At 60.4% G+C, this 18419-nt stretch carries 17 protein-coding genes; 6 read left to right on the top strand and 11 right to left on the bottom strand.

What is annotated here, in order from left to right; translation table 11 throughout:
* The first annotated feature begins 358 nt into the window (after window positions 1-358).
* Together DL88_RS10575 and DL88_RS10565 are read left to right on the top strand one after the other, a co-directional pair.
* Entirely contained in the window at window positions 359-1336 is a 978-nt protein-coding gene (locus DL88_RS10575) for a hydrogenase expression/formation C-terminal domain-containing protein (RefSeq protein ID WP_210165300.1), read from the top strand.
* A 571-nt stretch (window positions 1337-1907) separates the two neighbouring features.
* On the top strand, window positions 1908-2306 hold the full coding sequence (locus DL88_RS10565) for a c-type cytochrome (protein WP_051955872.1): 399 nt from the start codon (window positions 1908-1910) through the stop codon (window positions 2304-2306).
* 57 nt (window positions 2307-2363) lie between these two features.
* Here DL88_RS10565 and DL88_RS10560 read toward each other — a convergent pair whose 3' ends face one another.
* The 5 genes from DL88_RS10560 to hemC all read right to left on the bottom strand — a co-directional run bounded on the left by DL88_RS10560 (window position 2364) and on the right by hemC (window position 6190).
* Window positions 2364-3200: a lanthanide ABC transporter permease protein PedC gene (locus DL88_RS10560; RefSeq protein ID WP_034995678.1), complete on the bottom strand. Its 837-nt coding sequence runs from the start codon at window positions 3198-3200 to the stop codon at window positions 2364-2366.
* Window positions 3197-4003 carry a lanthanide ABC transporter ATP-binding protein PedB/LutE gene (locus DL88_RS10555; RefSeq protein ID WP_084705113.1) on the bottom strand — a complete coding sequence of 269 codons (807 nt, stop codon included), beginning with the start codon at window positions 4001-4003 and terminating at the stop codon, window positions 3197-3199. Before DL88_RS10555 ends, DL88_RS10560 begins: the two co-directional genes overlap by 4 nt.
* 8 nt (window positions 4004-4011) lie before the next feature.
* The gene (locus tag DL88_RS10550) at window positions 4012-4356 is read right to left on the bottom strand and encodes a lysozyme inhibitor LprI family protein (RefSeq protein WP_051955870.1); all 345 of its coding nucleotides are present in this window, start codon (window positions 4354-4356) and stop codon (window positions 4012-4014) included.
* Between the two features lie 78 nt (window positions 4357-4434).
* Window positions 4435-5196, bottom strand: a complete 762-nt coding sequence (locus tag DL88_RS19400) for a uroporphyrinogen-III synthase (protein WP_051955869.1) — start codon at window positions 5194-5196, stop codon at window positions 4435-4437.
* A 58-nt stretch (window positions 5197-5254) separates the two neighbouring features.
* A complete protein-coding gene (hemC, locus tag DL88_RS10540) occupies window positions 5255-6190 on the bottom strand; it encodes a hydroxymethylbilane synthase (RefSeq protein WP_034995674.1) in 936 nt (311 codons plus the stop codon).
* A gap of 202 nt (window positions 6191-6392) precedes the next feature.
* Between hemC and tsaD the strand changes: the two genes are divergently transcribed.
* The 3 genes from tsaD (at window position 6393) to DL88_RS10525 (ending at window position 10067) form a co-directional block, all read left to right on the top strand.
* Window positions 6393-7451 carry a tRNA (adenosine(37)-N6)-threonylcarbamoyltransferase complex transferase subunit TsaD gene (gene tsaD / locus DL88_RS10535; RefSeq protein ID WP_034995671.1) on the top strand — a complete coding sequence of 353 codons (1059 nt, stop codon included), beginning with the start codon at window positions 6393-6395 and terminating at the stop codon, window positions 7449-7451.
* Window positions 7452-7878: 427 nt separating this feature from the next.
* Window positions 7879-8439: an Hsp20/alpha crystallin family protein gene (locus DL88_RS10530; RefSeq protein WP_034995765.1), complete on the top strand. Its 561-nt coding sequence runs from the start codon at window positions 7879-7881 to the stop codon at window positions 8437-8439.
* A 152-nt stretch (window positions 8440-8591) separates the two neighbouring features.
* On the top strand, window positions 8592-10067 hold the full coding sequence (locus DL88_RS10525) for a protein adenylyltransferase SelO (protein ID WP_034995667.1): 1476 nt from the start codon (window positions 8592-8594) through the stop codon (window positions 10065-10067).
* Window positions 10068-10074: 7 nt separating this feature from the next.
* On the opposite strand, the gene ruvA is transcribed toward DL88_RS10525, so the two are convergent.
* The 5 genes from ruvA to DL88_RS10495 form a co-directional block, all read right to left on the bottom strand.
* Window positions 10075-10692: a Holliday junction branch migration protein RuvA gene (gene ruvA / locus DL88_RS10520; protein ID WP_034995663.1), complete on the bottom strand. Its 618-nt coding sequence runs from the start codon at window positions 10690-10692 to the stop codon at window positions 10075-10077.
* Window positions 10689-11201, bottom strand: coding sequence for a crossover junction endodeoxyribonuclease RuvC (gene ruvC / locus DL88_RS10515; RefSeq protein ID WP_034995660.1), 513 nt, complete (start codon window positions 11199-11201; stop codon window positions 10689-10691). Before ruvC ends, ruvA begins: the two co-directional genes overlap by 4 nt.
* Before the next feature lie 97 nt (window positions 11202-11298).
* The gene (dnaA, locus tag DL88_RS10510; protein ID WP_084705117.1) at window positions 11299-12834 is read right to left on the bottom strand and encodes a chromosomal replication initiator protein DnaA; all 1536 of its coding nucleotides are present in this window, start codon (window positions 12832-12834) and stop codon (window positions 11299-11301) included.
* Window positions 12835-14449: 1615 nt separating this feature from the next.
* Window positions 14450-14713 (bottom strand): 30S ribosomal protein S20, encoded by a 264-nt coding sequence (rpsT, locus tag DL88_RS10500; protein WP_034995653.1) that lies wholly within the window; start codon window positions 14711-14713, stop codon window positions 14450-14452.
* A 167-nt stretch (window positions 14714-14880) separates the two neighbouring features.
* Window positions 14881-15369: a CreA family protein gene (locus tag DL88_RS10495; RefSeq protein ID WP_051955884.1), complete on the bottom strand. Its 489-nt coding sequence runs from the start codon at window positions 15367-15369 to the stop codon at window positions 14881-14883.
* Window positions 15370-15751: 382 nt separating this feature from the next.
* Here DL88_RS10495 and DL88_RS19395 point away from each other — a divergent pair, with 382 nt between their 5' ends.
* On the top strand, window positions 15752-17068 hold the full coding sequence (locus DL88_RS19395) for a DUF2865 domain-containing protein (protein WP_051955868.1): 1317 nt from the start codon (window positions 15752-15754) through the stop codon (window positions 17066-17068).
* Here DL88_RS19395 and DL88_RS10485 read toward each other — a convergent pair.
* Complete coding sequence (locus DL88_RS10485) at window positions 17031-18383, bottom strand: glutamate--tRNA ligase (RefSeq protein WP_034995650.1); 1353 nt, start codon at window positions 18381-18383, stop codon at window positions 17031-17033. The two genes, DL88_RS19395 and DL88_RS10485, sit on opposite strands and share 38 nt — an antisense overlap.
* Between the last annotated feature and the right edge of the window lie 36 nt (window positions 18384-18419).

Below are 18419 nucleotides of genomic sequence, written 5' to 3'. Positions count from 1 at the left end.
TTTTGTTGACCACAGGCAGAATTGTGTTCTTAATAAGGAAAATATAACGAAAGGCGAAGTAATATTAAACCTCGATGGAATGAGTCGGGGAAATTTGTCCCACGGCTTTGTATTTGGGAAAGCGGGATTGTGCCTTTGGAGATTGCGCGGTTCTGACCGGCAAATCAATATCTGTACGCTAAGTATAGATAATATATAATAATAAATGAAGATGGGAGTAAGGCGATACTGTCGTCTGTAAGTAGTCTAGGATCAAAAGAACTGCTATCGGCAATAAAAATAACGACGGGGCCAATTCATGACTCTGGGTCGCGATCAAAATTCATGTAATATTCCTTTGCTGCTCAACCTTGCCAGGATGACCCCCTCTGCTCCACTCCACGTCACGCCTCCAACGCAGGTTGGTGCACAATCGAGCGTTCCACCCTGTATTCCCTTGTTTCGGGGGGATGATGGAATTCATTCGAGCAACATCTATTACCTGCTCCATTGTCCGGAGCGGTCCGGCCTCTGCTCTTCCGCTGCCAGAGATTTCCTCGATCGTTTCACTAGGGGCATTTTCCAGAGCAACACCGAATATAGCAACACCGAGTATAATGAGAATATTTTCGAATTTACCGGTCTTTGCACCAGTGACATCGCCTTCATCCTGCGCATTCTGGGCGAGGGCCCGGTCACTGGTGAGGTTTGCCTCACCGATGGCGTGATCGCCCGGATCCGCAATACGCGCATGGCGCGCGCATGGGAGATCCTGTTCCTGGCGCCGGATGGCGAGATCCTCGAACATTTCCTGCAGATCGACGACCTCCCGACAATCCTTCACCAGGCCGCTCGCGCGACCCCGCTCGAATTTTCTTCCGCTGATCCCAGAAAGACACCGGCTTTCAATGCGTTTCTGCAGAAAGTACGTCTCAAGGCCTGGGATTTCGAAAATGAGGGACGGGTTCGGACGGAGCCCTCCGAAGTCCCTCTGTTCGACGGGAGACATCAGGAAGAAAGAGATTGTGCGGATCTGTTGGAGGCCCTGGAGCCGGGCGCCATCCAACTCCATGTGCGTTGTGATGAGGCTTTTGAGCGCCAGCTTGCCGGACTGGCACCGGTGGAAAACAAGGCGGAGAGTGTGGAAACGGATGCCGTCCCGCCGCTTGCCGCAAGGGGATCATGGCGCATCCTTTCGACCCAAACCCGCAATGTCTGGTTTCTACAACGGCGCGATGGCGATGAGAGCCTGGTCGAGCACCGTCTCTTTATCGGCAATCTTTCCCTCGCTCTTTTCTGTCCAGAGAAAAGCGGCGAGGTGGCGACCAATGTCTCGGGACAGATGGCGATGCGCTGACAGCCCCCCATGTCTCGAGAATGTTTCCTTCAGGAATTGCGCCCGCTGCCTGCGGCGTGGCAATTTTCGATGTCCCTTCATGGATCATGCTGTCGCATGATCCATGAGGCCCACTCGGTGAGTCGGTTGATGACTTTCTGAATCATGATCAAGGCAACCCGCTTTGCGCCGAAGGAAAAGGAGAGGACAAATTGTCGCGGCTTACCCTCTTTCGGTCGGCTCAGCCGGTTGATCGCATTGTGCCGATTGTGTAGGCGCGGTTTCTCGTTCGCTGGGCGATTGCATCCGGACGGATCCTGTTCTACACGGTCAGATTGGAAGGCGCATGTCGCTTTCTTCATAAAACATAAGCAGTTACAAACTATTAGGATGTTTCCTATGGGCGTGGTCCAGTGCGGGGAGATTCTGACGCGCCGTAGTCATTATCCGGCCGCAAGGTTAGCCGATGACATTGCGCCGGGAATCGGGTGTGGTGGAAGCTCGCCTGGAACCGTCCGGTAGCTGCTCTGGAACTTTGGAGATGCGCCGTTCTCGCATGCGCATGGGGGCGACGCTTTTGAGGATTAGCACGATGACAAGAACCGTTTCTTTCTCCCTGGCGGTCCTGATGGGCCTTGCCAGCGCCGGTGCGGCGCTGGCTGCCGGCGATCCCGAAGCCGGTGAGAAGATCTTCCAGACCAAGTGCAAGGTTTGCCACCAGATCGGACCGGGCGCCAAGAATTTCGTCGGTCCGGAGCTGAACGGGCTCAATGGCCGTAAGGCCGGTTCGCTCGAAGGCTATACTTTCTCCGATGCCATGAAGAATTCCGGTCTGACCTGGGATGAGGCGACCTTCAAGGAATATATCAAGAATCCGAAGGCCAAGGTTCCGGGCATCAAGATGATTTTCGCCGGCCTGCCGAAGGAGAGCGATCAGGACAATCTCTTCGCCTTCCTTTCTTCTTTCGACGCTTCCGGCACCAAGAAGTAAGCTGCTGCTCCCGCCGTACTCTCTGCCGGGGAAACGTCTCCCGGCAGGAAACGGGTCCTATTCGCTCCGGCGCGCACCAAGCCCGCGCGCCGGATCATAGGCGACAATCGCCCCACCGAGGAACAGGGCGGTCGCGATGAAGACGACAGCCAGCGCCAGCCAGTTTATCTGTTGCTGGAACGCGAACCGGATCAGTTCCACCGCATGGGTCAGCGGATTGAGGCTGGCGACGAACGCCAGTTTCGGGCTGCCTTCCCGGATCCGGATGAGCGGATAGAGCGCGGTTGAGGCGAAGAACATCGGGAAGATGACGAAATTCATCACCCCCGCGAAATTTTCGAGCTGCTTGATCTGCGAGGATAGAAGCATGCCGAGCGCGCCGAGCATCAGGCCGGATAGAACAAGCGCCGGCAGAACGGCGACATAACCAAAAAGGCTCGGCGGCCTGATGTCCCAGAACCAGGCGATGACCAGAAAAGCATAGACCTGCAGCAGCGAGACGAGGGTTCCGGCGCAGAGCTTGGCTGTCAAAAGAAACCAGCGCGGAAACGGGCTGACGAGCAGGATGCGCATATTGCCCATCTCGCGGTCATAGACCATCGACAGTGACGATTGCATGCCGTTGAACAGCTGGATCACCGCCATCAATCCCGGCGCAATGTAAATTTCATAAGGGACAGGCGTGGTATAGGGTGGCGTGAGCAAAGGGCCTGCGCCCGCGCGAAATCCCGCAGCGAAAATGAACAGCCAGACGAGCGGACGCACCAAAGCCGAGACGAAGCGCTCGCGCTGATGCAGGAAACGCAGGGTCTCGCGCCAGAGAATGCCATTGAGACAAATGGCATATTGGAACAGCGAGAAACCGGGCGAGGCGGGGGCGGCTTTGCGCATCATACGGTCTCGCTGGTGGTCATGCGCGTGAAAGCTTCGGTCAATGTCGCGGCGCCCATCTGCTCCATGATCGTGTCGGCGCGGCCGGTGCCACGCACGCGTCCCTGATGCAGAATGACGAGATCATCGTCAGCATCAATCTCATCGAAAAGATGGGTGGCCCATAGGACGGCGATCCCTTCCTCTGCGACGAGGGTGCGGACATGCGCCAGGACCTCCGCGCGTGCCTTGATGTCGAGCCCGACAGTCGGTTCGTCCAGAATGAGGACCCGCGGCTGATGCAATAGCGCGCGGGCGATTTCGACGCGCCGCATCTGACCGCCCGAAAGGTCGCGGGCCTTGTCGCCGTGCCTTTCTGCGAGATCCACACGTTCCAGCACCGCGCCCGCCCGGGCGCGTGCGAGCCGCGCCGGGAGCCCATGGAGGGCGGCATGATAGGCGAGATTCTGCTCGACGGTCAGATCGAGATCGAGCGTGCGCGCCTGGAACACGATGCCGAGCCGGCGCAGCACCTCTCCCGGGTCCCGCTGGAGATCATGGCCGTCAAGGGAGATCGTACCGGCCTGAAAGGCCTGGAGCCGGGTGATCAGGGAAAACAGCGTCGTCTTGCCGGCGCCGTTGAGGCCAAGCAGCACGCTGAAGCGCCCGCGCGCCAGCGTGAAGGAGACGTGGTCCAGCGCGCGCTTCTTGCCATAGACATGGCTCACATTCGCGACTGTCAGCGCGCCTGCGTCATGGGTGGTTCCTCCGGTGGTTCCTCGGGTGGTTCCCTTGAAGGCGTCGCCGGAGCGGGTTGCTGTCGTCATGGCAATGCCTAAAGCGGCTTGGGAATGCGGTCGTAAATCGCCTGCAATTCCTCCAGGCGTGCCTTATAGACCTGCTGCAGACAGGCTAGCTTGTCGCCACAGGCGCGCCTCCTGGTCAGGAAGTCCTGCTGGCTGTCTTGCAAAGCACCGCGCGCTCCCATCGCCATGAGCCCCGCCAGAAGCTTGTAGGTCGTCGCCATTTCGACATCGGAATCATTGAGGCCCGGATGCGAGCAGATGGTCCGCTCGTCCGGTGTCTCGGCCTTGCGGCAATCGAAACTCGCTGCTCCCGCCGGGGCGGCGAGCAGGGTGAAACTCACCGCAAGTAGTCTCACCAGAAAAGCGGCGCGCATTCCGTTCCTCCCCAATTTCCCCGCCCTTTGCCTTCCCCGCCCATGGCCCAGTGATTTTGCCCGGATGTGTTACCGGCTTCAGGATTCTGACGAATCCTGCACCGGCGGGGAGGGCTCGCTATTGCAGCGGAGCGCTTCCTTCAGGGCATCGAGCATGCCTTCTTCATTGGTCATCGCGCCGCAGCGCGCATTGCAGCCAGCCTCACGCAAGGGTTCCGCGACATCCTCCGACATGCAAACATGGGGGAAGACTTTTGGATCATGCCCGGCCTTGTTCATGAGCGCGAGAAAGATCTCTGCGCTTCTGCGGGAATAATGCATCGCCGCGCCGATTTCGCCGGCGCGCAGCGCCTCGAGAGCGATGTCGCTGAGTTGCTCGACGGCTTCGGCGGCGTAGATTTCCGCCGCCTCAATGGTGAGGCCGGCCTTTCTCAGGCGCTTCTCGAGATCGGGCTTGCGATCCTGCCCGGCGAGATAGACGAGCCGGGCAGGCGGCTTGACGGCCACTTCGATATCCCCGGCCAATTGTTTCGCATGCGGGGCGATATGAACCGGTCCGTCGAAACCTTTACGCTGCGCCGCTCCGCGCGTCCTTTCGCCGACCAGCCAGAGTGGCAACAGCCGGCGCATTTCCGGCGGCGGCTGCTCGGATTTGAGGTCGAGAAGCTCGAAAGCCTGGGCGCTGGTGGCGATGAGTCCGTCGATAATCCCCTGCGGCCAGACTGTCTCCGTCGCCCGCATATAGAGGACGGGCGAGAGGAGCGTGGAATAGCCGGCGTCCTCGAGTTTGGCGGCGCTGCGCAGGGCTTCCTCGAAGGGCCGCGTGATCAGAATGAGCATCGTGCAATCCTTGGCGAAGGGTCCGGCGGCGCTATCAGCCCTTGTCTTGAGCGGAGTCTTAAATGGTATCCGGAACGGGGGCTTCCTGAAAGAAACCCTGCGGCAGCCGGGAGAGAATGGCCTGCGCCGCCCGCTCGCCCAGCGCCGCGGCTTCAGCCTCCGGTCCGCTTTCCTCCGCCTCGAACCATTGCGATCCGTCCGGCCGCAGGACGATGCCGCGCAAAGTGACCATGCCGTTCGCAACCGTCGCATGGGCGCCGATCGGCGTCTTGCAGGAACCGTCGAGGATTGTGAGGAAGGCCCGCTCGGCGGCAAGCGCGACGCCGGTCGCCGGATCGAGGATCGGCGCGAGCAGCTGCGCGGTCGCCGCGTCGCCTGCCCGCGCGGTAATGCCTATGGCGCCCTGGCCCGCCGCCGGCAAAAAATCATCCGTATCGAGAATACGGGTGGCCTTGTCGGAAAGGCCCAGCCGTTTGAGCCCCGCGAGTGCGAGCAAAGTTGCGTCGACCTCGCCGGCGGCGAGTTTGGAGAGCCGCGTTTCCACATTGCCGCGCAGGAGGGTCACGCGGAGATCGGGACGCAATCGTTTGACAAGCGCGCCGCGCCGCAGCGACGCGGTGCCGACGAGGCTGCCCGCCGGCAGATCGCGTGGATGATCAGCCTTTTGCGAAATCCACACGTCGCGCACATCCTCGCGCGGCAGAAAGCCGGAGATCATCAGCGGATCGGGCAGAAAGGTCGGCAGATCCTTGGCGGAATGGACGGCGAAATCGATGGACCCTTCCATCAGCGCGAGATCGAGTTCCCGTGTGAAGAGACCCTTGCCTCCGGCTTCCGAAAGCGGGCGGTCCTGGATCGAATCGCCGCTGGTGCGGATGATGGTGATGGCGACTGCCTCGGCCGCGAAACCATGCGCCCTGGCAAGACGGTCGCGGACTTCATGGGCTTGGGCCAAAGCCAGCGGGCTGCCCCGTGTGCCGAGCCGCAAGCGCACGCCGGAAGGAGGGAGGGGGGAAAGAGCTGCGGCGGATTGCTCTATCGGCTGGTTGGTGATCGTGCTACTCCCAGGAAGAATTTGGCGCCGCAGGTGGCTCGGCCGTGTGCTTTGAGCCTCAGCATGGCAAAGCGGGCCCGCTTTGCCATGCGGCCGGAGCGGCGGTCGGGTTGGCGGGTGGTACAGGATTCAGGTCGATAGCATGCTTGTCCTCGGGATTGAAACCACTTGTGACGAGACGGCGGCCGCGGTCGTGCGGCTCAGCGACGAAACGAAGGGCGATATCCTGTCCAACGAGGTCATGAGCCAGATCGCCGAACATGCCGCCTATGGTGGCGTGGTGCCGGAAATCGCCGCACGCGCCCATCTCGACGTACTCGACCGGCTGGTCGACCGGGCTCTGGAGCGAGCACATGTGACGCTTGCCGACCTTGATGGCATAGCCGCGGCGGCGGGGCCGGGCCTCATCGGCGGTGTCATGGTGGGCCTCACTTTCGGCAAGGCGCTGGCACTTGCCGCGCGCAAGCCCTTCATCGCGGTCAATCATCTCGAGGCCCATGCGCTCACCGCGCGGCTCACCGACGGTATCGCTTTTCCCTATATGTTGCTGCTCGTCTCGGGCGGCCATACGCAATTGATCGCGGTGCGCGGCGTTGGTGATTATCTGCGGCTCGGTTCCACGGTCGATGATGCGATTGGTGAAGCTTTTGACAAGGTCGCCAAAATGCTGGGCCTGCCCTATCCGGGCGGCCCGCAGGTCGAGAAAGCGGCGCAGGACGGCAATCCGACGCGGTTTGATCTGCCGCGCCCGATGCTCGGCCGACCCAAGCCCGATTTCTCGCTCTCCGGCCTCAAAACCGCGATCCGTCTCGAGGCCGAGCGCATCGCGCCGCTCACCAAGGAGGATGTCGCCGATCTCTGCGCCTCGTTTCAGGCTGCGATCGTCGATACGATCATTGATCGCAGCCGTGCGGGCCTCAGGCTGTTTCGCGAGCAGGTCGGGGCCTCCAACGCCATGGTGGTGGCGGGCGGCGTGGCGGCCAATGGCGCGATCCGCCGCGCGCTGATGCGCTTTTGCGGGGAAACCGGCCTGCGCCTCGTTCTGCCGCCGCCGGCGCTCTGCACCGACAACGGCGCCATGATCGCCTGGGCGGGGCTCGAACGCCTCAATCTCGGTCTCGTCGACGACATGACCTTTGCCGCGCGGCCGCGCTGGCCACTCGACGCCAATGGCGAAGCCGCGCATCACGGCAAGGCTTGATCGCACGTCCTTGCATCATCCTGCATCAAGGCGCACCGGTCGCCTGATCCCGTGAACCGTCGCCTGAAAATAGTCTCCATTTTCACAAGGCACTGATTCAGGAAACGGTGGGTCTGCTGCCCTGGCAAGGCCGGGGTGCAGCGGCAGTGCAGCCTCGGTGCGGAGATGCGGATGATCACGAGGCTGCGCCAAAGCGCATCAGCGCGCTGAATCCGGCGATCCTCCGTCTTTCGACGGGTCACATTGTTGTCTTGTCAAATAGCCCTGCCAACATATCTCGACGTGGCGGGACCTTGTCGTTCGGCCCTCTTCCGGCGGGACGGGGAGTCCCGCCCGGGCATGACCCGCGCGGCATGCCCACTTTCATAGTGAAAGACCGATCAGTCGTAATCCTTCGGAATTCCCTCAACCGAGCGGAGCAATGACCATGGCGGAAAAAATTCCTGTGAAGACCGAGCAGCAGCACCAGCAGAGAGCCGTGTCTCCGAGCACGAGCTTCCGTTCCGGAAATTTAGGCGCCTGGACGCCTTTCGAGTCGTTCCGGCGAGAAATCGATCAATTATTTGACCGTTTTGCCGGCCATTCGAGCCTTCTCTCCTTCCCCCGGCAAAGTTTCAGCCTCGATGCTCCATGGATCGACAGGGCCAATGCCCTGATTGCTCCGGCCGTCGACATTGTCGAAAAGGACAAGGAATATGAGGTCACGGCGGAACTGCCGGGCCTTGATGAAAAGAATATCGATCTGCGCGTCAGCGACGGCGCGCTGACCATCCGCGGCGAGAAACACGAGGAAAAGGAAGATCGCGGCCAGGATTATTTCCTGTCCGAGCGCCGGTTCGGCTCCTTCACTCGGACGTTCCCGCTTCCCGCCGGTATTGATTCCGACAAGATCGAGGCGAATTTCGCCAAAGGCGTGCTGACGATCAAATTGCCGAAATCCGCCGAAGCGATAAAAAACGAGAAGAAAATCGAGATCAAGGCCAGTTGAGCCACGATTGTCCGTGATGAATTACATCCGCTGACGGATCAAATGTGATCCAGTGGAAAAGGGTTCCGGATGATCCATTCGGAACCCTTCGCCGTTTCTGGCGCGGGATTTGAACAACGGCTCATGACGGGCTCTTCAGAAAATCGGTTCCCATGACGCGCTTTCCCTTTGAACATAGCTATGGCCAATTGCCGGATCGGTTTTTTGCCAAGGTTTCGCCGACGCCCGTCGCAGCCCCACGGATGATCCGGCTGAACCGGGCTCTGGCGGCCGATCTCGGGCTCGATGCCGCGGCACTCGACGGGCCGGAAGGCGCGGCGATCTTTGCCGGCAATCAGATCCCGCCGGAGGCTGAGCCGATCGCCATTGCCTATGCGGGCCATCAATTCGGGCAATTCGTCCCGCAACTCGGCGATGGCCGGGCGATCCTGCTCGGCGAGCTCATCGACCGTGAGGGCCATCGCCGCGATATCCAGCTCAAGGGGGCAGGGAGGACACCCTTTTCACGCCGTGGCGATGGCCGTGCCGCGCTCGGCCCGGTGCTGCGCGAATATCTCATCAGCGAGGCCATGGCCGCGCTCGGCGTGCCGACGACCCGCGCGCTTGCGGCGGTTCTGACCGGCGAGCAGGTCGCACGCGAGACGTTTCTTCCCGGCGCCGTCTTCACCCGCGTCGCGGCGAGCCATATCCGGGTCGGCACATTCCAGTTCTTTGCCGCGCGTGGCGATGTGGAAGGCGTGCGCGCTCTGGCCGATCATGTCATTACCCGCCATTATCCGGCGCTCGCGGGAGAGGCCAATCCCTATCTCGCCTTGCTCAATGCGGTCATCGGCGCCGTCGCCGCCCTGGTGGCGCAATGGATGGGGCTCGGCTTCATCCATGGGGTCATGAATACGGACAATATGTCGGTCGCTGGTGAGACAATTGATTACGGCCCCTGCGCCTTCATGGAGGCCTATGATCCGGAAACGGTGTTCAGCTCCATCGATCATGGCGGGCGCTATGCCTATAATAATCAGCCACTGATGGCCCAATGGAATCTCGCGCGGCTGGCCGAGACCCTGATTCCCCTCATCGATCCGGATCCGCAGCAGGCCTTGACGCTGGCGCGTGCCGCGATCGCCGGTTTCGACGCACGGTTTCAGGAGGCCTATCTTACCGTCATGCGGAAGAAATTCGGTTTTTTCACGCAGCAGGAAGAGGATGCGGCGCTCATCAAGAATCTGTTCGCCGCCATGGCCCGTAGCGGCGCCGATTTTACTTTAACCTTCCGGGCCTTGAGCGAGGCTGCGGCTGATCCGGAGCAGGAAGAGGCAGTGAGACGTCTGTTCGCCAATGCCGAGGATGCCTCTGCGTTTCTCGACGCGTGGCGCAAGAGGCTGGAGCGGGAAGAAGCCGAGCCCGGCACGCGCCGGGAGGCGATGCGGGCCGTCAATCCGGCCTATATTCCCCGCAATCACCGGGTTGAGGCCGTGATCACGGCCGCCGTCGAAAGGGATGATTTCGCGCCCTTCGAGGAATTGCTCGCCGTGGTGACCAATCCTTATGCGGATCAGCCGGAGATGGCCAAATACAGGGAACCGGCGGCGCCGCATGAGCGCGTCACCCAGACCTTCTGCGGAACGTGACTAGCTATCAGGATGCAAGTTCCTTCAATCCCCGCCGGATCAGATCGGCGAGCGGCGCGGTCTCGCCCAATGCCTCCAAAGCGGCGGCGATGGCTGTTGCTGCCTGCGGCCGCCCATAGCCGAGATTGACCAGCGCCATGATTGCATCCTGCGCCGCGCCGGGCGCTTCTTGCGCGCTCTCCGGTGCGGCGAGTTTTACGGCGGAGGGGCTGACCATGCCGAGATCGGGCATTTTGTCCTTCAGTTCCGTAATCAGCCGCGCCGCGAGTTTCGGGCCGACGCCGGGCGCGCGGCCGAGCGCCGCCTTGTCCTGCAAGGCAATCACGCGGCCGAGCTCATTGGCGTCATAAAGGCCCTGCAGGCCGAGCGCGACCTTGGCACCGACGCCCTGGACCGATTGGAGAAGCCGGAACCATTCCCGTTCTGCCTCGGAGGGAAAACCATAGAGCCGGATCGCATCCTCGCGGACCTGCATTTCGATGAGCAGTGCGACGGTCGCGCCGGCTTTGGGCAGGTGCCGCAAGGTCCGGCTGGAGCAGAAGACGAGATAGCCGACGCCCTGCACATCGAGGATGAGATGGTCCTCTCCCTCGCTGTCGACGAGGCCGGTCAATTTGCCGATCATCGCGCTGTGGCTTTCATCAGGGACGGGCTGCGCCGCAATTGTGCATGGGTGATGGCGACGGCCAAAGCGTCGACGGCATCGGCGCTGCCGGCATCGCTTTTCGGCAGCAGCACTTTCACCATCATAGCGACCTGCTGCTTTTCAGCATGGCCATTGCCGGTGACCGTCTTCTTGATGAGATTGGCGGCATATTCGGCAACATCCAGCCCCTTGAGCGCCGGCACCACCAGCGCTATGCCGCGTGCCTGGCCGAGTTTCAGCGTCGATTGCGGATCGCGATTGACGAAAGTTTCCTCGATGGCCGCTTCACACGGATCATGGCTGTCGATGATTCCCGCAAGCCCCTGATGCAATTCCTTCAGCCGGGTGGCCAGCGCATCATCGCCTTTCGAGCGGATTGTGCCGCTCGCAATATAGGCGAGCGCCGAGCCGTTGCTTTCGATAATGCCCCAACCCATGTTGCGCAGCCCCGGATCAATGCCGAGGATACGCAGGGGACGCGCGATCATGGACAGGACTTTCCGCCCGTTGGGAAACCAGGGGCAGCATAAGGTGCTGAGGGGAGAGACATTGGCACGTCGATGATCCCGGGGACTTTTCCCTTCTCTATTCCATCAACATCCGCTTGAGCAATTCCAGTTCCTCGGACAGATTGGTGTCGGTCGAGGCCATGGTTTCTATCTTGCGCACCGCATGCAGGACAGTCGTGTGGTCGCGTCCGCCGAAACGGCGGCCGATTTCCGGCAGCGAGCGCAAGGTCATGATTTTCGACAGATACATGGCGATCTGCCGGGGCCGTACCACATTGGCGGTGCGGCGCGAGGACAGAATATCGGCGCGGCTCACATTGAAATGGTTCGCCACGAGTTTCTGAATATCCTCGATCTTGACGCGTTTCGGCTCCTTGGTCCGCACCAGATCACGGATCGCCGTTTCGGCGATTTCAATGGTGAGCGGGACACTGGTGAGCGAGGCATGGGCGAGCAAGCGGTGAACGGCACCGTCGAGATCGCGGCCATTGGTCTGGATGACGCTCGCCACATAGGAAACGACCGTTGGCGGCACGTCGAAATAGGGATGGACGAGCTTGGCGGCGGCAATCCGCGTTTCGAGGATTTTGATCCGCAGGGCCTCGTCGAGCGCACCCATTTCGACGCAAAGGCCGCCGGCCAGGCGCGAGCGCACCCGCTCGTCGAGGCTTTCGAGATCGGCCGGAGGACGGTCGGCGGCAATGACGATCTGTCGGCCGGCGTCGATCAAGGCATTGAGCGTATGGCAGAATTCCTGCTGGATCGATTTGCCTTGCAGGAATTGCACGTCGTCGATGATCAGAATGTCGATCGTGCGCAGTTTTTCCTTGAAGGCGAGTGCCGTCTGCGCCTTGAGCGCGGCGACGAAGCCATACATGAATTTCTCGGCGGTGAGATAAATGACCCGCCGCCGGAGCGCCATGGCATCATGGGCGATGCCTTGCAAAAGATGCGTCTTGCCGAGACCGACGCAGGCATGGAGATAGAGCGGATTTGAAAGCAGCGGATCATTCGGATCGGCGGCGGCGACGCCCTTGGCCGCCGCATAGGCCAATTGATTCGAGCGGCCGACAAGGAAATTGGTAAAGGTCAGGCGCCGGTCGAGCGGAGAGCCGTTGAGCGCATCGGCATCACCCGTCTCCTGGGCACTTTTCCTATCCTGAGTCGTGAAGATTTTGACCTCGGAGGCAGGCGAGCGTGTCGCGCGGCCGACTGGGGCCTGCATGTCCGCTGCATCACCCTCGCGTGTGGTATCGGCGGCCAAGGGCCGCCCGATGCGGCCCGCCAGGCGCACGCCAATGGTGAGGCGGCGCACATGGGGGAACTCGTCGGCGAGAACCGCGAGCAGCTTGTCCGTATAGTGGGACTGGATCCAGCTTTTCAGAAATTTGGTCGGGACTGACAGCGAGGCTGCGCCATTGGTGATCTGATCGAGTTCGAGGCGGCCGAACCAGGAGGTGAAGACGTCTTCACCGAGTTCGGCGCGCAGCCGACGGCAGATCCGCTCCCAGGCTTCATCCTTGTTCACGCCGTGGGTCCCATGAGATCCCGTCACCTCAAATCCTGTCTCACCGATGCGCGTTTCGCTGGCTTTGGCCTCTCCGTTCTGCATCCCATCCCGTCCAGCCCAATTCTGCCCCGCCTGATAACCTTGTCTTTCGTCAAGTCTTTCGCTGATTTCATTCTGATTTGGCCGAATGACCAATCCGCGCGCGTTCGCCATTTTCGTACTTCTATCGCAAAATTAAGAACAGGATGTGGTTGCACGGCCTGATGCCCGGCAATTCCGGGGGCCTGGTGCTGATATCCGGAGATGGGGCTTTTCCGGTCAGGAGACCGGCCGGTTGCACCCTGTATGGAGGCTGGTTTCCGGAGGATGAAAAGATCCGTTCTTTTCGAGGATTGCGGCGTTGCAAAGCTGTCGGCTGATTCTGGCCTTCCTTTCAAGGCCGGGCGAAGGAGAAGGATGCGCGAGGGATGGCAGGTCTCGAGGTACCGATCCAAGAGGCACGGATCCAGGCGAAATCGGGACGAGTGGGATCAGGGACGTGCGCAGGGTTTTGGCGGAGGGGTAAGCCGCGCTAAGAAAAGCTGAGATGGGGAAAGCCGAAGCCGCGTCCGTGGAGAATTTACCGGACCGCATCATGAGCTGTATATTGGCCATAGCTAACCCCTTCGCCAAATATTACGCTGGAGGCGTCCCAAGCGGATGAAGTAATACGCAAGTCTGCAAAGCTTGGCAATGCCAACAAAGTCGCAGCCGGTAAAAAGTTTCGCGCATGCTTTCTCCCGTTAAGGCAAAGCATGTCTTTCGTATAAGAAAAAACAGTAGACAAAAAATATTATTTTGTCTCTGAATGTGGTGGATGGCGACAAAAGGGGTTTCTATACCTTCGTCGCAAGAGACGGCTTAACAAATTTACTTGAATATTCGTTCCCTTCGATGGAGAGGAAAGATTCAAGCAGGTAATAAGACCGTCTCATGACACAGCGCCCAGAACGCAGGGGAAGATTCCCCGGTCTCTGCTCCCCTTGGACGAAGCCGGATGGAACAGAGCAAATCATTGCGCTATCAGCCTTTTTTAAAGGGAAAATCTTAGGAAATGCTTGCAGCGCCGCCTTCGAAGCGAAATTTTCGGAGGCCGCGAGATCCGCGCGTTTCATCGTGTTTGGTCACATTAACATAGCAAAGGGTGACCGCAAGACGCTGCCCTTCTGAAATTGTTCTCGGCGAGAACGAATTTTAAACTCGCTTCTGCTCCGTTTTTGCTTGACTCATTTAAACGTTTGATTCGCCAATTGACTCATTGCGTGAGCAACGTCGCACCGGAGTTTTGCCATTTCGACTTGGCTGCCGGATCACCATGGCGCGAATCGGATTTGAACCCGAGTCAACCCGTCCCATCGATGCCGACTCATTCTGCTTTCCTTTCAAGCCCTTGATTCACTGAAAGCTTATTTGTTCGGGCTGGAATCCTCAGCGAAAAAAATCTGATGGAGGATTTCGGGAAACGATTGCCGCCAGCTCAGGCTTCCTGCGCCGTAATTGCAAAAGGTGATGCATCTGATTCATCGCCTTTGGTCCGGGCGATTGCGGGCGGGTCCAAATCAAAAGGAGAAGATGATTCATCGCGGCAAACGCCACCGCGATCCCTCGGCTGTGAAGAAGTCAAAATAAAAAGCCCGGACGAGCCGGGCTTTATTGGAAAAAGCAAGATCAGGGAAAATCAGGCCAGGGCTTTGACCCTTTTGGTCAAGCGCGAAACCTTGCGCGAGGCCGTATTCTTGTGAACGATGCCCTTCTGGGCGGCGCGCATGACGAGCGGAGCAGCCGCTTGCAGGGCGTTGGCAGCAGCGCCGGCGTCGCCGCTGGCAATCGCTTCCTCGACCTTGCGGATATAGGTCCGCATCTGGCTGCGACGCGATTTATTCACCGCCGTGCGGCGTGCGATTTTACGGACAGCCTTTTTGGCCGAGGGAGTATTCGCCATCTGTTGAAGGTCTCGATTGGTACGATCGTCTCGATAGGGTGCAGCCGTAGGCAACGCCAATGACCGTAACGGAACCCGATACGGAAGATCAGCAGCCGGACTGTTGAAGAAACCGGCTTATAAGCGTGATGGAGCGGGGCGTCAAGAAACTCCGCGCGCAAATGGCGTCAATTCTTGACCCAATCGGCGCAGCGGGGAATGGTGCCGGAGGTGTTCCAGGGCAGGATCGGCACCGAGGCGGTGGCGTTTTTCGGCGAGCCTTCGATGAGCTTGTCACTATAGACCATATAGACGAGCACGTTGCGCTTAACGTCACACCCACGCACGATCTGCATTTTCTTGAAGATGAAGGAACGCCGCTCGCGGAAGACGACATCCCCCTGTTCGAACTTTTCCTTGAAGGAAATAGGGCCATATTGCGCGCAGGCCAGTGAAATGTCGGAGGTTTCCTCGGCGACGCCGAAAGCGCCGGCGACGCCGCCCTTCTCCGGCACCGTATAATGGCAGGCGACGCCCTCGACGACCGGATCGTCGATTCCATAAGTGGCGAGCTTGTCGTTCGGCGTCAGCAATTTGAAGACCGTGGATCGGCGGAAGATGAGGTCTGGACCGCCCTCGGCCAAAGCGGAGGTTGCTGCACCCGCCTGCGCCATCATCAACGCCGCGATGGCGCAGGAAAAGGCGCGGCGTAAAAGACGCGACGATCCGATGGCCGGGCGATTCTCGCATCCGGCTTCATGATGGCGCGTGAAGCGCGCTTCCACTGGCAACGGGCTTGTGAAAATGGGGCGCTTCATCTGTCGGTCTCCCGGCTTTTCTTCCGATCCAAATCCCGACGCCCATCCAAATCCCCGCCCGGGCGCGGCCGGTTCAAGCATCGCCAAGGACGTGTTCGCGACATTCTCGCGGGTTTTAAATGCCCATGTTTATGCCATGAAGCCATGACAAATCGACAAGGCGGCGCGGAGCCGCCTATATAGGCGGAAACCTTTTTCCGGACCAGTTGGCCGCCAAGCCAAAGCGCATGAAAGTTTCGCGATGTCCCGCCGATTTCCTGCCGTTTTCCCGCGAGTCATCGCCCGTGCCGCCGCATTGGCGTCGCGGAGCCATGAGAACCGGGCGCAGGAAAGATCCGCTGAAGAAAATGCGGTCGAAGCAGTAAACGCCAAGAGCATTAGAACCAAGCGCATAAGCGCTATGGCCGTGATTGCCATGGGCGTGGCGGTTTGCGCACCGGTGCCGCTTTTTGCCCAATCCGTCGATTGCGGCCGCCTGCAGGCGCAGATTGCTGCGGCGGAAGGGCGGCAGGCGCGCAATCCCTATGAGGGCACCCTGCACAAGCAGCGCATCGATTATGATCATCTCGCCCGGTCTGCCCACTCGCTCGGGTGCGACCGTCAGCAGTTTCTGTTCTTCGGCGCGCCGCAGCCGCCGCAATGCGCGGGCATCAATGCACGGCTTGAGCAATTGCAGGCAAGCATCAATCAATTGCAGGCCTCCGCCTCCCAGGCGGCGGGAAATTCCGCCAAAACAAAGCTCGTCGACGCCTATAATTATTATTGCCGTGGACAGGCGCCGCGCGAGCGTGGCTTCTTCGAAACGCTGTTCAATATTCCGCCGGAATTGCCGCCATCCGTGCCTGATGATGCGCCTGTCGAGGCGCAGCAGCGGCCGCCGGAAGAGGAGTCGGGGCCGAGGCGCGGCTCTCAGCTCGTCTGTGTGAAGACCTGTGACGGTGGGTTCTTCCCGATGAATCTCTCGCTGCGGCGGAATGATGATGGCGAGGGCCTGACGGAAATCTGCCAGGCGCTCTGCCCGAACGCCGAAGTCAGCGTCTTCACGCGTTCGCCGGCCAAGGATATTTCCACGGCTGTCTCGCTCGACGGGACGCTTTATACGGATCTGCCGAACGCGTCGAAATTCCAGAAGACCTTCGATCCCGCCTGCACCTGCAAGCCACCAGGACAATCCTGGGCCGAGGCGCTCGCCGATGCTGACTGGGCGGTCGGGCGCGAACATCGCGGTGATATTTTCGTCACCCCGGAAAAATCCCTCGAATTGTCGCAGCCGAAAATCACTCAGGCGAAATCCGAAGGGCGCCAGCGTGGCAAAACCGCCTCTTTGCGTGCCGATCGCACGACACTGCCGACGGCCATGCCCGCTGATGATGACCCCTCCTTGCAGGAGGCCCTGAGCGGGGCGAGCGCACCGACCGCCGGCACCGATTCTGCGGGAATCGGTGCCAAGGACATAGCGGGAGCCCCGACCGTTGGGGCGCAGCAGGGCGTGAAGGAAGAGGAAACCGGACCCGATGGTATCAGGCGACGTGTCCGGATAGTCGGGCCGTTGCTTTAAGCTTGCCGATAAGCGGCAGCAAAGCCGCGAGTTCCGGCCCGGTCTCGCGGCCGGTGAGCGCCAGCCGCAGGGGGTGAAACAGGGCCTTGCCCTTGCGGCCCGTCTCGTCCTTGAGGCGGCTCGTCCAGAAGCTCCAGGCTTTTTCGTCCCACGGCTCTTCTGGAAGGCGCTGGCTGGCGAGGGCAAGAAATTCGCTGTCCTCGGTGACGGGCGGAATCTCGCCCTCGACGACCCGCCACCATTCGATGCAATCGAGAAAGACTGTCAGATTGCCGCGTACCGCCTCCCAGAAGGCCTTGGCCTTGTAGCCGGTGATGTCATGGGCAGCGAGGCGGTCGCGCACGGCCTCGAAATCGAGCTGGTGCAGGGTGCGGGCGGAGAGAGCCGCGAGTTCCGCTGGATCGAAACGCGCCTGCGACCGGGACAGGCTCGAAAGGTCGAGCGTGGCGATCATTTCCTCGAGATCACGGATCGGATGCAGGGCGACGGAGGAGCCGGTCAGCACGGCCGCCGCTGCGACGGCAAGCGATTCGATGCCCTGATCATGCAATGAGCCGATCGATAAAGCGCCGGTGCGTTTGGAAAGGCCTTCGCCCGTTGCCGAACTGAGCAGATTGTGATGGCCGAAGGACGGCGCGTGGCCGGGGCCCGAAAGCGCCTCGAACAATTGAATCTGCACGGCCGTATTGGTGACGTGATCCTCGCCGCGGATCACATGGGTGATCCGGCAGTCGATGTCGTCCACCACCGAAGGCAATGTGTAGAGATAGCTGCCATCCTCGCGGATCAGGATCGGGTCGGAAAGCGAGGCGCAATCGATACGGCTTTCACCGCGAATCAGATCATCCCAATGCGCTGTGCCGGGTTCCAGTTTGAAACGCCAGTGCGGACGGCGTCCCTCGGCCTCCAGCCGCGCACGGTCGGCGTCGGTGAGGGAGAGAGCGGCGCGATCGTAGATCGGCGGCAGGCCGCGCGCCTGCAATCTCTTACGCTTGCGGTCGAGTTCCTCGGCGGTCTCGTAGCAGGGGTAGAGACGGTGAGCCGCCCGAAGCTTCTCGGCCGCATCATGATAGAGGGCAAAACGCTGGGACTGCCGCAGGATCAGCGTCGGCTTTATGCCGAGCCAGGCGAGATCGACCTCGATCGAAGCCGCAAATTCCTCTTTTGACCGTTCGATGTCAGTGTCATCGAAGCGTAGGATGAATTCGCCATGATGTCTGCGTGCGAAAAGGTAATTCAGCAGAGCCGTCCGCGCATTGCCGATGTGAATGCGTCCGGTGGGAGAAGGCGCGAAGCGAACGATTGGATGAGACATGGCTTTCTCTGTACAGCGGCTTGGCTGGTCGAAGGA

The sequence above is a fragment of the Beijerinckia mobilis genome, from assembly GCF_000745425.1.
Lineage (GTDB): Bacteria > Pseudomonadota > Alphaproteobacteria > Rhizobiales > Beijerinckiaceae > Beijerinckia > Beijerinckia mobilis.
The sequence above is the reverse complement of the archived record's forward strand: the minus strand, read 5'-3'. Positions and strand labels throughout refer to the sequence as shown.

Bases quoted from the DNA above. Each gene is read 5' to 3' on its own strand.
- ruvC (WP_034995660.1), bottom strand. From the start codon at position 11,201: ATGATCGCGCGTCCCCTGCGTATCCTCGGCATTGATCCGGGGCTGCGC.
- dnaA (WP_084705117.1), bottom strand. From the start codon at position 12,834: ATGCAGAACGGAGAGGCCAAAGCCAGCGAAACGCGCATCGGTGAGACA.
- DL88_RS10555 (WP_084705113.1), bottom strand. From the start codon at position 4,003: ATGACGACAGCAACCCGCTCCGGCGACGCCTTCAAGGGAACCACCCGA.
- DL88_RS19400 (WP_051955869.1), bottom strand. From the start codon at position 5,196: ATGCTCATTCTGATCACGCGGCCCTTCGAGGAAGCCCTGCGCAGCGCC.
- DL88_RS10485 (WP_034995650.1), bottom strand. From the start codon at position 18,383: ATGTCTCATCCAATCGTTCGCTTCGCGCCTTCTCCCACCGGACGCATT.
- DL88_RS10575 (WP_210165300.1), top strand. From the start codon at position 359: ATGACCCCCTCTGCTCCACTCCACGTCACGCCTCCAACGCAGGTTGGT.
- ruvA (WP_034995663.1), bottom strand. From the start codon at position 10,692: ATGATCGGCAAATTGACCGGCCTCGTCGACAGCGAGGGAGAGGACCAT.
- DL88_RS19395 (WP_051955868.1), top strand. From the start codon at position 15,752: ATGTCCCGCCGATTTCCTGCCGTTTTCCCGCGAGTCATCGCCCGTGCC.
- DL88_RS10495 (WP_051955884.1), bottom strand. From the start codon at position 15,369: ATGATGGCGCAGGCGGGTGCAGCAACCTCCGCTTTGGCCGAGGGCGGT.
- tsaD (WP_034995671.1), top strand. From the start codon at position 6,393: ATGCTTGTCCTCGGGATTGAAACCACTTGTGACGAGACGGCGGCCGCG.
- DL88_RS10560 (WP_034995678.1), bottom strand. From the start codon at position 3,200: ATGATGCGCAAAGCCGCCCCCGCCTCGCCCGGTTTCTCGCTGTTCCAA.
- DL88_RS10530 (WP_034995765.1), top strand. From the start codon at position 7,879: ATGGCGGAAAAAATTCCTGTGAAGACCGAGCAGCAGCACCAGCAGAGA.
- DL88_RS10550 (WP_051955870.1), bottom strand. From the start codon at position 4,356: ATGCGCGCCGCTTTTCTGGTGAGACTACTTGCGGTGAGTTTCACCCTG.
- DL88_RS10565 (WP_051955872.1), top strand. From the start codon at position 1,908: ATGACAAGAACCGTTTCTTTCTCCCTGGCGGTCCTGATGGGCCTTGCC.
- rpsT (WP_034995653.1), bottom strand. From the start codon at position 14,713: ATGGCGAATACTCCCTCGGCCAAAAAGGCTGTCCGTAAAATCGCACGC.
- DL88_RS10525 (WP_034995667.1), top strand. From the start codon at position 8,592: ATGACGCGCTTTCCCTTTGAACATAGCTATGGCCAATTGCCGGATCGG.